Below are 13266 nucleotides of genomic sequence, written 5' to 3' on the forward strand. Positions count from 1 at the left end.
AATAACAAATGAACACCACGCGTTGGTTAGGATTGGGAATCACTCTATTAGCCCCGGCCCTCTGGGTACCTGCCACGGCCATGGCCGATACCCTTGAGGCCATTCAAGAGCGCGACAGCGTGCGCTGCGGTGTTAATGCGGCCCAGCCCGGCTTTTCATCGTTAGACGATAATGACCAATACCGCGGCCTGGACACCGACGTGTGTCGCGCTATTGCCGCCGCTGCGCTGGGCGATGCTAGCAAGGTCAATTTCGTGCCGTTAGATTCAGTGGAACGCTTTGCCGCGCTGCAGTCTGGCGAGGTGGACGTACTCTCCCGCACCACCACCTGGACCTCCAGCCGCGACACCACGCTGGGGATGAACTTCACTGGCGTCAGCTATTACGACGGCCAGGCGTTTATGGTGGCCAGCGACCTCGGCGTACAGAGCGCCAAAGAGCTGGATGGGGCCGCTGTTTGCACCCAGTCAGGCACCACCAGCGAGCTCAATCTTTCCGACTACTTCCGCATTAACAACATGACCTATGATGCGGTGGTGTTTGATTCACCTGAGCAGTCGATTGCTGGGTTTGAAGCCGGCCGCTGCGACGTATTGAGCTCGGATGCCTCGCAGCTCTACGCCCAGCGCATTCAACTGGCCGACCCCAATATGGCCGTAGTATTGCCCGAAATTATCTCCAAAAAGCCGCTAGGCCCCGCCGTGCGCCAAGGCGATGACCAGTGGTTCAACATCGTGAAGTGGTCGCTGTTTGCCATGCTGAACGCTGAAGAGCTGGGCGTCAGCCAAGCCAATGTGGATGAACAGTTAAGCTCAGAAAATTCCGATGTGATGCGCCTGCTGGGGCAAGACGGCGACTTTGGCGAAGCCATGGGCCTACAATCAGATTGGGCTTACCAAATCGTCAAACAGGTCGGTAACTACGCGGACATCTATGACCGCAACGTGGGCGCGGACTCTGATTTCAACATTGCCCGTGGTCTGAATGCCCTGTGGAAGGATGGTGGGATTCAGTACGCGCCGCCCATTCGCTAGCGCGCTCGGTCACTCGCCAGCGGCTGCGCACCAAAAAGGCGCAATGCGTAGCCGCTGGCGCACTTTTTTGCACCAAGACCTTCGTTAAATTCGCTGATTTTACGTTGAAAAGCGCTGAATTTGCCGACATATCTTTTTTGGCACCTTCCTTGCTAGCTTTTAGTGATGCATCACCATGCATAACGACACTAAAATCGAGGAAGGGGAACACAACATGATCAATAAGAAACACCTGGTACTTCTGGCCTCTGCAGGCGCGATCACTCTTGCGGGCGTTGCCACCGCCCAAGCCGATACGCTGGAAGATACCCGCGAGCGTGGTGCCGTTCAGTGTGGCGTGAGCGACGGCTTACCAGGTTTTTCCGCCCCGGACGATAACGGCAACTGGCAGGGCCTGGACGTTGACGTCTGTCGCGCCGTCGCCGCTGCGGTACTGGGCGACGCGGATGCCGTCAACTACATCTCGTTGAACGCCGTCGAGCGTTTCACCGCGCTGCAGTCTGGCGAAGTGGATATTCTTTCTCGTAACACCACCTGGACCACTACCCGTGACACTACCCTGGGCCTAAATTTCACCGGCGTTAACTTCTACGACGGCCAGGGCTTCATGGTATCTCGCGACCTCGGTATTACCAGCGCGGCCGAGCTGGATGGCGCAGCGATCTGTATCCAATCCGGTACCACCACCGAGCTGAACCTAGCGGACTACTTCCGTGCCAACGGAATGGAGTTCGACCCCATCGTTTTCGATACCTCTGAGCAAACCGTCGGTGGCTTCCAGGCAGGCCGCTGTGACGTTCTGACGTCTGACACCTCTCAGCTGGCGGCCCTGCGCATTCAGCTCGACGACCCGGCGGGCGCCATGATTCTGCCGGATGTCATCTCGAAAGAGCCGCTGGGTCCGGTCGTGCGTCAGGGTGACGATCTGTGGTTCAACATCGTGAAGTGGTCGCTATTCGCTATGATCAACGGTGAAGAGTACGGCGTCACCAGCGAAAACGCTGAAGAGATGCTCAGCTCCGAGAACCCGGACGTGGCGCGTCTGCTCGGCCAGGACGGTAACTACGGTGAAGGCATGGGTCTCGAAGCCGACTGGGCTTACAACATCCTGAGCCAAGTGGGTAACTACGGTGAAAGCTTCGAGCGCAACGTAGGTATGGGTTCACCGCTGGAAATCGAACGTGGTGTCAACGCCCTGTGGAACCAAGGCGGCTTCCAGTACGCACCGCCGATTCGCTAAGCGTCTCGCTTGACCCCGGCCCGCCACCCCTTTGGGTCCTGGCGGGCCATTTGATTGACCTTCCGTATCGCGGAGACGCCACCCATGTCCGTAAGACCTAACGCTCGCCCCGTTGGCCAAAAGCCACCGTTCTGGCGAGACCGCGCCAAACGTGCGCTCATCTTCCAATGTCTGCTGATTGCCGCTGTCATCGCCTTTCTGTTCTATATCGTCGGCAACGTGCAAGACAACCTTTCCTCTCGGGGTATCACCACAGGCTTTGGCTTCCTGAGTAATACCGCCGGCTTTGGGATCGTACAGAGTCTGATCGACTACTCCTCCCAAAGCACCTATGGCCGCACCTTTTTCGTTGGCCTATTGAATACGCTGCTGGTGGGCGGGCTAGGCGTGATTGCCGCCACCCTCATTGGCTTCATTGTCGGTATCGCCCGTTTATCGCCCAACTGGCTGATCGCCAAACTGGCGGCGGCGTATATCGAAACGTTTCGTAATATCCCGCTGCTGCTGCAGATCTTCTTTTGGTACTTTGCCGTGCTGCGGGCGCTCCCCAGCGCGAGGGAAAGCCTGGCATTTGGCGAAGCCGTGTTCCTTAACGTGCGCGGGCTTTACCTGCCTGAGCCGCTGTTCGAATCAGGCTTTGGGCTGATTCCTGTCACCTTCGTGGTCGCCATCTCAGCCAGTATCGCGCTGGTGATTTGGGCGAAGCGCCGTCAGGAGGCCACGGGGCAGCGCATTCCCGCGTACTGGATCTCCTTTGCGCTGATCTTTGGCCTGCCGCTGCTGGTCATGTTCGTCACTGGCGTGCCTATCACCTGGGAAATGCCCGAGCTGCGCGGCTTTAACTTCCGCGGCGGCATCACGGTGATTCCCGAGTTCCTGGCGCTATGGTTTGCGCTATCGATCTATACGGCGTCGTTCATTGCCGAGATCGTGCGCTCCGGCATTCAGGCCATTTCTCATGGCCAAACCGAAGCGGCTCAAGCCCTGAGCCTGCCGCGTAACCTAGTGCTGCGCCTGGTGGTCATTCCTCAGGCGCTACGAGTCATCATTCCCCCGCTCACCAGCCAATATTTGAACCTGATCAAAAACTCGTCGCTGGCTACGGCCATTGGCTATCCGGACCTCGTATCGGTGTTTGCAGGGACCACGCTGAACCAGACAGGCCAAGCCATCGAGGTCATTGCCATGACCATGGCGGTCTACCTGACGATCAGCCTGCTGGTGTCCATGTTCATGAACTGGTTCAACGCCCGTGTGGCGCTGGTTGAACGCTAGGCTGAGGCGAGGAGCCACACATGATTCATAATCAAACCATGATCGAGCAGCGACCGGCGCCCAGCAGCTCCGTGGGCGCCATTGCTTGGCTGCGCACCAACTTGTTCAACGGCCCGATCAATACGATCTTCACGTTGATTGGCCTCTACATTCTCTATCTGCTGGTGGTACCCACCGTGCAGTGGGCGTTCATCAACGCCGACTGGGTCGGCACCACCCGCGACGACTGCTCACGGGAAGGGGCCTGCTGGGTCTTTATCAACGCCCGTTTGACCCAGTTCATCTATGGCCTCTACCCCAGCGAAGAGATCTGGCGCGCCAATATCGTGTTCGCCATGTTCTTTACCCTAATCGGCTGGCTGGCGATTCCCAAACTGCCTTTCAAACGCTGGGTGGCCATTTTTGCGCTGGTCGTTTTCCCGGTGTTGTCGTTCATACTGCTCTACGGCGGCTACTTCGACCTTCCCCAGGTGCCGACGCACCGCTGGGGTGGCCTGATGCTGACACTGCTGCTGGCCACGGTGGGCATGGTGGGCGCGCTGCCGATCGGTATTGTGCTGGCCTTGGGGCGACGCTCCAACATGCCGATCGTCAAAAGTTTCTGCGTGGTGTTTATCGAGTTCTGGCGAGGAGTGCCGCTGATCACCGTGCTGTTCATGGCCTCGGTAATGCTGCCGCTGTTCCTGCCTTCCGAGATGAACGTAGACCGCCTGGTGCGGGCGCTGATCGGTTTGACGCTGTTCCAAAGCGCCTACATGGCCGAGGTCATCCGCGGTGGGTTGCAAGCCATTCCCAAGGGCCAAGAGGAGGCGGCGGCTGCCCTCGGCATGACCTACTGGAAGCGCATGGGGCTGATCATTCTTCCCCAGGCGCTGAAGATGATGATCCCAGGTATCGTGAACACCTTCATTTCGCTGTTCAAAGACACCACTCTGGTCATGATCATCGGGCTTTTCGACCTTTTAGGGATCGTGCAAGCGGCCCTGGCCGACTCACGCTGGCTCGGCTTCTCGTTGGAAGGTTACGTGTTCGCTGCCTTCATGTTCTGGATTTTCTGTTTCAGCATGTCGCGCTACAGCCAGTACCTAGAACGCAAGCTGCATACCGGCCACAAGCGCTAACGCCGCTTTCATCAACGATTTTTAGCAGGATAGTGACATGACTCAAGCAGCCACCAACACCCCTGGCACCAGCCCCTCCGATCTGATGGTAGAAATGCGCGGCGTGAACAAGTGGTACGGCGATTTCCACGTGCTGCGCGACATTTATCTGGAAGTGAAACGCGGCGAGCGGATCGTCATTTGCGGGCCTTCAGGCTCCGGTAAATCCACCATGATTCGCTGCATCAACCATCTGGAAGAGCACCAAAAAGGCGAGATCGTGGTAGGCGGCGTACCGCTCACTCAGGACGTCAAACGCATCGAGCAGATTCGCCGTAGCGTCGGCATGGTGTTCCAGCACTTCAACCTGTTCCCTCACCTCACGGTGCTAGAGAACTGCTGTATCGCACCGATGTGGGTGCAAAAAAAGCCCCGCAAAGAGGCCGAAGCCATGGCCATGCAGTACCTGGAACGGGTACGCATTGCCGAGCAGGCCAAAAAGTATCCTGGCCAGCTCTCTGGTGGCCAGCAACAGCGTGTCGCCATTGCCCGCTCGCTGTGTATGCACCCGGACGTGATGCTATTTGACGAACCCACCTCTGCCCTTGACCCGGAAATGATCAAGGAAGTGCTGGACGTGATGGTGGAACTGGCCGAAGAGGGCATGACCATGCTCTGCGTCACCCACGAGATGGGCTTTGCCAAAACCGTGGCCGACCGCGTGATCTTTATGGACCAGGGGCAAATCATTGAAGAGAACGCGCCGGAGCCGTTCTTCAATAACCCGCAGTCTGAGCGCACCCAGCTCTTCTTGAGCCAGATTCTGGGGCATTAATTCAGCTTCCAACGCCACATAGTGGTGAACGTGGGCCTCCAATGAGGCCCATTTTTATGTGGCCTCTACTCCACAACCACTCCACAACATCACAACCAGTGAGTCATCATGGAAAAGCTATTTATTGACCGTGCACCGCAGCCCATTGCCCCGTTTTCACACGCCTGCCGCGTGGGCGATCTGGTCTTTATCACCGGCCAGATGCCCACCGTGCCGGAAACCAACGAGATGCTGTTAGGCACCTTCACCGAGCAAACCCACCGAGTAATGCAGAACCTGGCCATCGTGCTGGAAGAAGTCGGCAGTAGCTTTGAGTACGTGGTTCAGTCGCGGGTGTTCATCACCAATATGGGCCACTTCGATGAAGTGAATCAGGTCTACGCCAGCTACTTCCAACAACCGCTGCCCACCCGCACCTGCATCGGCGTGACCGGGCTTGCGGGCGGCGCGGATGTGGAAGTCGATATGATTGCCTGGATTCCTCCCAAAGAGGGCGCTTAACCGCCCACAAGCGTAATGCTGGCGGGCAGTAGCGCAGGCTGCTCCCGGTGTTGAGTCAGTGGCCTGCCCGCCAGCGCCGTGAGCAGAATTTGCAGGGGGTCGCCGTGGCTGACCACCAGCACCGTTTCACCCTCAAAGCGTTGCTCCAACGCTTCCAGCGCAGCAACCATGCGCGCCGCGACACACTTGACCGGCTCCACCTGCCACTGGGTGTGGTCGGCGTTCTGGGCATCGAAGGCCCACACCTCCGGGTAGTGGCTATCCGCCTGACCCTCCAATTCACCAAAGTGGCGCTCCCTCAAGCGCTCCTCTTTTTGCATCTCCAACCCAAACGCGGCGGCCACTCGGGCGGCGGTGTGCGTAGTGCGTAAAAAGTCCGAATGCACGACCTGTGTGGGTACCGGCCAGTGCCACCGTGCGACGGTATCTGCCAGCTGCTGCTCGCCCTGCGGCGACAGCCCATACGCCAACAGCCCTCGCTCGGGGGAGCTGATGATGGTGCCTTGTGCGTTAGCCTGGCTATGGCCGTGGCGCATCAGCAGATAGCGGTTTCGCCAATGATGACGTGAGTCGTCTATATCCATGCTCTTTTCTCTATGAAAACCGTGTTTGACCAAACACGGAACGGTTGCCATGGTTAAAGGGTAATCAATGACATGGAGGACGTATGACAATGACCACCTATATCGTGGTAGCCGACGCCGCTCGGGCACGTATCTTCACCCGTGATGCACTTCACCTCGCCGAGCAGGAGAGCTTGGTACACGCCGCAGGCAGGCTGCATGAAGGCGACTTGATCACGGACCGCCGCGGTGCCGATGTTCATGAGTCTACGTCAACGTCATCGCGCTCATCCGGCGAGGAGGGCGCGGCCTCCCAACATGAAAACGAGCTGTTTGCCAAAGAAGTCGCCCAGCGACTCTACACTGCGCGGGTGGACAACAGCATGGACAAGCTGATCATGGTCGCGCCTCCCAAGTTCTTGGGGCTGCTCAAAGAGAAGCTCGACAACCCCACGCAGAAGCTGGTCACGCACACGCTCTCAAAAGACCTCAGCAAAGCGTCCATGGCTGATATTCAGAACGCGGTCAGCGATCTTCGTTAACACTACAGTTAGCGCTTACTAACTTTTTTCCTGCTTTTTACTAAAGGCGTAGTCGCTCTCGCCGATACCCATCATGAACCCTGATGATCCCGAGAGCGACTATGTTTTCTTCCCTACGTTTACGTATCTTGCTAGCGGCCCTTATCGCTATTGTGTTGGCTTTAACGGTGAATGGCATTGCTAGTTACACGACTGTAAAGCATCACAATAGTGAGCAGGTTAATCGCAACCTAAGCGCTGTTGTGAATGGAAACACACAGGCCATCGATGAGTGGTTCAATGCGCGCTACACGATGTTAGCCAGCATGGAACACACTGCAGGTAGCGAAGAGCCGCTACAAGCCTTGCGACAATTAGCCGATTCTGGCGACTTTATGACCGCTTACATTGCTTACCCGTCCACATCAGAGGGAATTTTCTCAGACGGCTGGCAACCCCCTAGCGATTATGACCCACGCCAGCGTCCCTGGTATCAAGGCGCGGTGAACGCGCAAGACACTATCATCACCGCCCCGTATGTCGATGCTCAAACGGGCGGCCTGATCGTTACCTTCGCCCGCCCCTTCTATCAAAACGGCGAACTAGCCGCTGTGGTTGGGGCCGATATTACGATTGCTGACGTTATCGATATTGTTGCCAGCATTTCCCCCACACCGTCTAGCTTTGGCTTTCTAACCACCAACGATGGCACGCTGGTTGCCCATCCGGATGAGTCGCTGACGCTGGAGCCTTCAAGTGTATTAAGCGATGCGCTCACGCCTTCGGACCTCACTCGCATCGTGCAGGCAGACTCCCCACAGCCGCTAGCTCTGCAAGGCAGCGATAAACTGCTAATGGGCAGTGCTGTAGGCGGCAACAGCGGTTGGCAGTTGGTCGTCGCGTTAGACGAAGCAGAGGCCACCGCAGGCCTGCGCGCCATTGCCACCACGTCCATCGTGACCCTGCTGATCGTCGCGGCCATTACCGCCGTGGTCTTTGGCATATTGCTGTCGCTGCTGCTGCGTCGCCTGCTGGGCGTCCGCAATGCGATGGATAACATCGCCTCGGGCGAAGGCGACTTGACCCAGCGCCTTCCCGAGGAGGGCACCGACGAAGTGGCTCAAATTGCCAGCGCCTTCAATCGCTTCGTAGGCAAAATGGAAGACGTCTTGATCGACGTGCGCACCAGCAGCGAATCGGTGCACCACGCCGCTAACGAGATTGCCATGGGTGGCCAGGATCTCTCGCGCCGTACGGATAACGCCGCCTCGAGCCTGCAGCAAACCTCGGCCTCGGTCGAAGAGATCACCAGCACCGTACAGCACACGGCGGCCTCAGCCCAGGAAGCCAACAAGCTCTCCCACGCGGCCACCGAAGTCGCGAAAGAGGGCGGTCAGGTGGTATCGAACGTGGTCACCACCATGGAAGACATCTCCGACGCTTCCAACAAGATTGGCGATATCGTCACGTTGATGAACAGCATCGCTTTTCAAACCAATCTGCTGGCACTGAACGCCTCGGTCGAGGCTGCCCGCGCGGGTGAACACGGCCGTGGCTTTGCCGTCGTGGCAGAGGAAGTACGCAAACTGGCTGGCCGTAGCAGCGACGCGGCCAACGATATCCAGAAACTGATCGAGGACTCGCAAGCCAAGGTGAATAACGGCACCTCGTTGGTGCGTAACGCGGGGAGTACCATGCAGGATATCGTCGAGCACATCACCCGCGTGACCGATGTTCTAGAAGAGATCAACGCCGCGACGAGCGAACAGAGCGACGGTATCAAGCAGGTCAATATTGCGGTGGCAGAACTGGACCGGATGACCCAAGAAAACGCTGCGATGGTCGAAGAGTCCACCACCGCCGCCGAGCAGTTGAAAGAGCAGGCGGATCACCTGACCGGGACGATCAGCAGCTTCAAACTCTCTCACACGGCATCGCCCGCGCTACAGGCGCCACAGGACCGTTTACCGCGCACGTCGGAGAGTTTCTAACCGGCAGCGCCTCCCTGGCCGCCTCCGCCCTCTTGCCTGCGGTGGTGGCCATGTCACGCGTTAGCCATGAATCTTTGTTCTACTGGTTCAAGGATGGCACTCGATACGCTCTTTCGCCTCTTGCTGAAACAGGACCGCTCCCCTATGCACTTTCGTTCCCTTCGCTCTCTCGTTTTGGCGTTGGCAGGCCCTTGCCTGCTTGCCGTCGTTGCCGCGCTAGTGGTGTATAACCTGATCGCGGCCGCCCGCACCCAACAAACCGTTGAAGAGCATACCCAGACGCTCATGCAAAGCGCACTGGACGCGCGGCTCGATGCCATTGCCGAAGCAGAGGGTGAACGGATTCAGCGCGAGCTGGACAAGGCCATGACCCTGGCCAGCCAGCTCGCCACCACCAACGCCCTCATGGGCGTGGAAGATGCCGAAGGTCAGCGTGCGCTCTACCTGAGCCGCCGTCAGCTTTCCAACTTGGTACGGCAGACGGTTGCCGACAACCCGGCGCTGCTGGATGCGTTCATCGGCTGGGAGCCCAACGCCTTTGGAGACGACGCCCGCTTTGCTGGCGACGAGCGCTACGGCCACGATGGCAGCGGCCGCTTCATGCCCTGGTGGTACCGCACTGAGGATGGCTCGCTTGAGGTCTTACCACTAGGCGACACTATGGAGAGCGAAACCCGCCTCGCCAGCGGCGTGCGTGAGGGGGAGTACTACCTCTGCCCACGCGAAACGCTCGCCCCCTGTGTGATCGACCCCGCCGCCTACGATTACGACGGCGAAACGCAGCTGGTCACCTCGTTCAACGCACCGATTTTGGTGAACGGCGAATTTCGCGGTGTGGCCGGGGTCGACCTCTCGCTGAACTTCATTCAAACGCTGCTGCGCGACGCCAACGCCGCGCTGTATGACGGCGCAGGCCGTATGGCGCTGGTCGCCGGGCGCGGCGGCTTGGTGGCGGACACCAACGGCGAAGAGGCCCTGGGCCTGCCTGCCAGCAACGCGCTGAGCGACACGGCGCTTGACGGCATTGCCGAAGCCACATCACAAGGCAGCCTCTACAGCAGCATGGCCAACGGCATGTTTCAGCGCTATCAGCCACTGACCATTGGCGATACGGAGCAGCCGTGGGTACTAGTGCTACAGCTGCCCGAGTCCGTCGTGCTCGCCGAACTCAACGCGCTGCAGAACGTTTTGAGCGATCAGCGCCAGCAAAACACCCTAGGGATGACGCTGGTGGGGCTGCTGCTGGCGGCCATCGGCATCGCTGCCCTGTGGTGGATTGGTGGGCGTATTGCGAGTCCGCTCAAACGCTTAGCGAACAGAATGGAAGAGATCGCCTCTGGAAACGGCGATCTCACTCAGCGCCTGCCCGTGCATGGCCGCGATGAGAGCGCCGCCGTGGCCGAGCAGTTCAACGCCTTTGCCGGAAAAATTCAGGCCATTCTGCTGGACGTACGGCGCAGCAGCGAGGCCGTGAACCACGCAGCCAACGAGATCACCCAAGGTGGCCATGACCTGTCACGGCGTACCGAGCAAGCCGCTGCCAGCCTGCAAGAAACCTCGGCAGCGATGGAAGAGATCAGCAGCACCGTCAGCCACACCACCCACGCCTCCCAAGAGGCCAGCGGGCTGTCCAACACCGCCTCGCAGCTGGCTTCCCGTACCGACAAGGCGTTTGTGCAGGTGGTCTCGACCATGGATGACATCCGCGCGACCTCGGCAGAAATTCAGAGCATCGTCAGCGTGATCGACGGCATTGCCTTCCAAACCAACCTGCTGGCGCTCAACGCCTCAGTGGAAGCTGCACGAGCTGGCGAGCACGGGCGCGGCTTTGCCGTGGTGGCCGATGAAGTGCGCAAGCTGGCCTCGCGCAGCAGCGACGCCGCTAAGGATATCCGCCAGCGCATCGATGCGTCTGCCGATAAGGTCGAAAGCGGTACGCAAATGGTACGCGACGCTGAAGCCGCCATGCACGAGCTGGCCGATAGCGTGACGCGCGTCACCCAAATGCTGGGCGATATCAGTACGGCAGCCGGTGAGCAGAACGACGGCATTAACCAAGTCAGCGTCGCGGTGACCGACCTGGATCAGATGACCCAGCAAAACGCCGCCCTGGTGCAAGAGTCCACCACCGCGGCCGAGCAGCTTAAAGACCAAGCGGACAGGCTGGCCGCGCTGGTGGGTGGCTTTACGCTAGAGGCGTCGCAGCATCCGGCTCAAGCGCTGCCAAGCCCTGAAAAGACCAAGGTGTAACCGCTAGGGAATCGGTGGCAGCGGGATATCGTCACTGCGCTTGGCCCCGGCGGTCATTTCCCGGCAGAGACGTAAAAACTCCCGCACGCCGGTGGTGAGGTACTTGTGGCGATGCCAGATGAACGTGAACTGGCGCTTTAGATCCAACTCCGGCGTGGGCAGCGGCACCAAGCTGCCGCGCCGGAAGGCATCGCGCAGTGCCAGCCGCGACACGCAGCCAATCCCTAAGCCCGACTCCACCGCGCGTTTAATGCCCTCGGTATGCTCCAGCTCCAATAGCGTATTGAACCGGCTGCGACGGTGGCGGGCGGCATGCTCCAACGTCATGCGCGTGCCTGAGCCCTCCTCACGCATGATCCAATCCTCCCGCAGCAGCTGATCCAGCTCCAGGTGCTCCCGCCCTGCCAGCGGGTGGCGCGGCGAGCAGAACACGCACAGCTCATCCTCGACCCAGGGCTGGCTGATGATCATGTCGTCATCGCATTGCCCCTCAATCAGCCCTAAATCGAGCGAGTGCTGGCGCACGCCCTCGATGATATGCCGCGTATTGCGCACCGCCAGCCGCACCCGGCTGCCGGGATAGCGCTGCATGAAATCGCTGATCAGCAGCGTGGCCAGATAGTTACCGATGGTAAGCGTTGCCCCCACGTCCAATGCGCCCACGCCCTGCTGACCCCGCAGCAGCTCTTCGACCTCTTCGGCGCGGTCCAGCAGGGCCACCGCCTTGGGCAGTAGCTGGAAGCCGAGCGCGTTGAGTTTCAGGCGTTTCCCGATGCGATCAAGCAGCTGGCAGTCGAACTGGCGCTCCAGCTCGGCCAGCGCCGTGCTGGTAGCCGATTGCGACATGGCCAGCGCGCGCGCCGCGTGGGAAACGCTCTCGTGCTGAGCAACGGCTACGAAGACTTCTAGCTGACGCAGGGTGTAGTGCATGACCAAAACCTATCTGTCGAGTAATCGGCGAAGGGCTATATCGATTTTAAAGATAAGCGTTATCAAGATAATTTGCTTAACAGATATACCACCCTTATTTAGAATTGGGAGCAACCTATAGAGCTATTTTTTATTCTTTTTTGGAATATGGCGAGCAAGGCTTAGACCGCGCCGCCTCTGGAGGAGTGAGCATGAGCAAGTTTGCCCTGGAAGAAGTGCTAAGCGTTCACCACTGGAACGATACCCTGTTCAGCTTCCGCACCACCCGCGAGCGCAGCCTGCGCTTCAAAAACGGCCAATTCGTCATGATCGGTCTCGAAGTGGACGGCAAGCCGCTGATGCGCGCGTACTCCATCGCCAGCCCCAACTACGAAGACCACCTGGAATTCTTCAGCATCAAAGTGCCCGATGGCCCGCTCACCTCGCGCCTACAGCACCTGAAAGTAGGCGACCAAATCATGGTCAGCCGCAAGCCGACTGGCACGCTGGTGTGCGACGATCTGCTGCCGGGCCGCAACCTGTATATGCTCTCGACCGGTACCGGCTTGGCGCCGTTCATGAGCCTGATTCAAGACCCGGAAGTTTACGAGCGCTTCGAAAAAGTCGTGCTGGTACACGGCGTGCGTGAAGTCTCCGAGCTGGCCTACGCCGACTTCATCACCAAAGAGCTGCCCGCCCACGAGTACCTGGGCGAAGAGATCGCCGAAAAGCTCGTGTACTACCCCACGGTCACCCGTGAAGAGTTTCACACCATGGGCCGCCTGACCGACCACATCCGCAGCGGCAAGCTGTTCGAAGACACCGGCCTACCGCCGATTGACCCGCGCCAAGACCGCGCCATGATCTGCGGCAGCCCGGCGATGCTGGACGACACCAGCGCTCTGCTCGACGAACTGGGCCTGAACATCTCCCCGCGTATGGGCGAGCCGGGCGACTACGTCATCGAGCGTGCGTTCGTCGAGAAGTAAGTGCTGTTTGAATGGTGAAGGGTGAATGGTGAATAGAAAATCGTAGCCCGTGTCATCG

The 13266-nt window shown here is 59.1% G+C and carries 12 protein-coding genes; 10 read left to right on the top strand and 2 right to left on the bottom strand.

The genetic code is table 11. The features are described from left to right. Positions 1 to 8: 8 nt before the first annotated feature. The 6 genes from CTT34_RS17160 (at position 9) to CTT34_RS17185 (ending at position 5985) form a co-directional block, all read left to right on the top strand. The gene (locus tag CTT34_RS17160; protein ID WP_159343498.1) at positions 9 to 1034 is read left to right on the top strand and encodes an amino acid ABC transporter substrate-binding protein; all 1026 of its coding nucleotides are present in this window, start codon (positions 9 to 11) and stop codon (positions 1032 to 1034) included. Between the two features lie 214 nt (positions 1035 to 1248). Next, entirely contained in the window at positions 1249 to 2274 is a 1026-nt protein-coding gene (locus tag CTT34_RS17165) for an amino acid ABC transporter substrate-binding protein (protein WP_159343499.1), read from the top strand. 84 nt (positions 2275 to 2358) lie between these two features. Beyond that, complete coding sequence (locus CTT34_RS17170; protein ID WP_159343500.1) at positions 2359 to 3549, top strand: amino acid ABC transporter permease; 1191 nt, start codon at positions 2359 to 2361, stop codon at positions 3547 to 3549. A gap of 20 nt (positions 3550 to 3569) precedes the next feature. Then, on the top strand, positions 3570 to 4670 hold the full coding sequence (locus CTT34_RS17175) for an amino acid ABC transporter permease (RefSeq protein ID WP_159343501.1): 1101 nt from the start codon (positions 3570 to 3572) through the stop codon (positions 4668 to 4670). A gap of 85 nt (positions 4671 to 4755) precedes the next feature. Beyond that, positions 4756 to 5484 carry an amino acid ABC transporter ATP-binding protein gene (locus CTT34_RS17180; RefSeq protein WP_054640785.1) on the top strand — a complete coding sequence of 243 codons (729 nt, stop codon included), beginning with the start codon at positions 4756 to 4758 and terminating at the stop codon, positions 5482 to 5484. 108 nt (positions 5485 to 5592) lie between these two features. Further along, positions 5593 to 5985, top strand: coding sequence for a RidA family protein (locus tag CTT34_RS17185; protein ID WP_159343502.1), 393 nt, complete (start codon positions 5593 to 5595; stop codon positions 5983 to 5985). Here CTT34_RS17185 and CTT34_RS17190 read toward each other — a convergent pair. Beyond that, positions 5982 to 6569: a histidine phosphatase family protein gene (locus tag CTT34_RS17190; RefSeq protein WP_254436420.1), complete on the bottom strand. Its 588-nt coding sequence runs from the start codon at positions 6567 to 6569 to the stop codon at positions 5982 to 5984. The genes CTT34_RS17185 and CTT34_RS17190 overlap by 4 nt on opposite strands. A gap of 89 nt (positions 6570 to 6658) precedes the next feature. Between CTT34_RS17190 and CTT34_RS17195 the strand changes: the two genes are divergently transcribed. From CTT34_RS17195 to CTT34_RS17205, 3 genes are all read left to right on the top strand, one after another. Continuing rightward, entirely contained in the window at positions 6659 to 7090 is a 432-nt protein-coding gene (locus CTT34_RS17195; RefSeq protein WP_044629926.1) for a host attachment protein, read from the top strand. A gap of 101 nt (positions 7091 to 7191) precedes the next feature. Next, complete coding sequence (locus CTT34_RS17200) at positions 7192 to 9060, top strand: methyl-accepting chemotaxis protein (protein ID WP_159343503.1); 1869 nt, start codon at positions 7192 to 7194, stop codon at positions 9058 to 9060. A 144-nt stretch (positions 9061 to 9204) separates the two neighbouring features. Next, positions 9205 to 11310: a methyl-accepting chemotaxis protein gene (locus CTT34_RS17205; RefSeq protein WP_159343504.1), complete on the top strand. Its 2106-nt coding sequence runs from the start codon at positions 9205 to 9207 to the stop codon at positions 11308 to 11310. A gap of 3 nt (positions 11311 to 11313) precedes the next feature. Here the strand turns inward: CTT34_RS17205 and CTT34_RS17210 are convergent, their stop codons facing one another. Continuing rightward, entirely contained in the window at positions 11314 to 12240 is a 927-nt protein-coding gene (locus CTT34_RS17210) for a LysR family transcriptional regulator (RefSeq protein ID WP_044629892.1), read from the bottom strand. A 191-nt stretch (positions 12241 to 12431) separates the two neighbouring features. On the opposite strand from CTT34_RS17210, the gene CTT34_RS17215 reads away from it, so the two are divergent. Then, positions 12432 to 13208 carry a ferredoxin--NADP reductase gene (locus CTT34_RS17215; RefSeq protein ID WP_159343505.1) on the top strand — a complete coding sequence of 259 codons (777 nt, stop codon included), beginning with the start codon at positions 12432 to 12434 and terminating at the stop codon, positions 13206 to 13208. Positions 13209 to 13266: the final 58 nt, after the last annotated feature.

Origin of the sequence: Halomonas meridiana (assembly GCF_009846525.1) — a bacterium.
Classification (GTDB): Bacteria; Pseudomonadota; Gammaproteobacteria; order Pseudomonadales; family Halomonadaceae; genus Vreelandella.

Excerpts from the sequence above, each read along its gene's own strand:
- CTT34_RS17160 (WP_159343498.1), top strand. The coding sequence starts at position 9 with ATGAACACCACGCGTTGGTTAGGATTGGGAATCACTCTATTAGCCCCG.
- CTT34_RS17165 (WP_159343499.1), top strand. The coding sequence starts at position 1,249 with ATGATCAATAAGAAACACCTGGTACTTCTGGCCTCTGCAGGCGCGATC.
- CTT34_RS17170 (WP_159343500.1), top strand. The coding sequence starts at position 2,359 with ATGTCCGTAAGACCTAACGCTCGCCCCGTTGGCCAAAAGCCACCGTTC.
- CTT34_RS17175 (WP_159343501.1), top strand. The coding sequence starts at position 3,570 with ATGATTCATAATCAAACCATGATCGAGCAGCGACCGGCGCCCAGCAGC.
- CTT34_RS17180 (WP_054640785.1), top strand. The coding sequence starts at position 4,756 with ATGGTAGAAATGCGCGGCGTGAACAAGTGGTACGGCGATTTCCACGTG.
- CTT34_RS17185 (WP_159343502.1), top strand. The coding sequence starts at position 5,593 with ATGGAAAAGCTATTTATTGACCGTGCACCGCAGCCCATTGCCCCGTTT.
- CTT34_RS17190 (WP_254436420.1), bottom strand. The coding sequence starts at position 6,569 with ATGGATATAGACGACTCACGTCATCATTGGCGAAACCGCTATCTGCTG.
- CTT34_RS17195 (WP_044629926.1), top strand. The coding sequence starts at position 6,659 with ATGACCACCTATATCGTGGTAGCCGACGCCGCTCGGGCACGTATCTTC.
- CTT34_RS17200 (WP_159343503.1), top strand. The coding sequence starts at position 7,192 with ATGTTTTCTTCCCTACGTTTACGTATCTTGCTAGCGGCCCTTATCGCT.
- CTT34_RS17205 (WP_159343504.1), top strand. The coding sequence starts at position 9,205 with ATGCACTTTCGTTCCCTTCGCTCTCTCGTTTTGGCGTTGGCAGGCCCT.
- CTT34_RS17210 (WP_044629892.1), bottom strand. The coding sequence starts at position 12,240 with ATGCACTACACCCTGCGTCAGCTAGAAGTCTTCGTAGCCGTTGCTCAG.
- CTT34_RS17215 (WP_159343505.1), top strand. The coding sequence starts at position 12,432 with ATGAGCAAGTTTGCCCTGGAAGAAGTGCTAAGCGTTCACCACTGGAAC.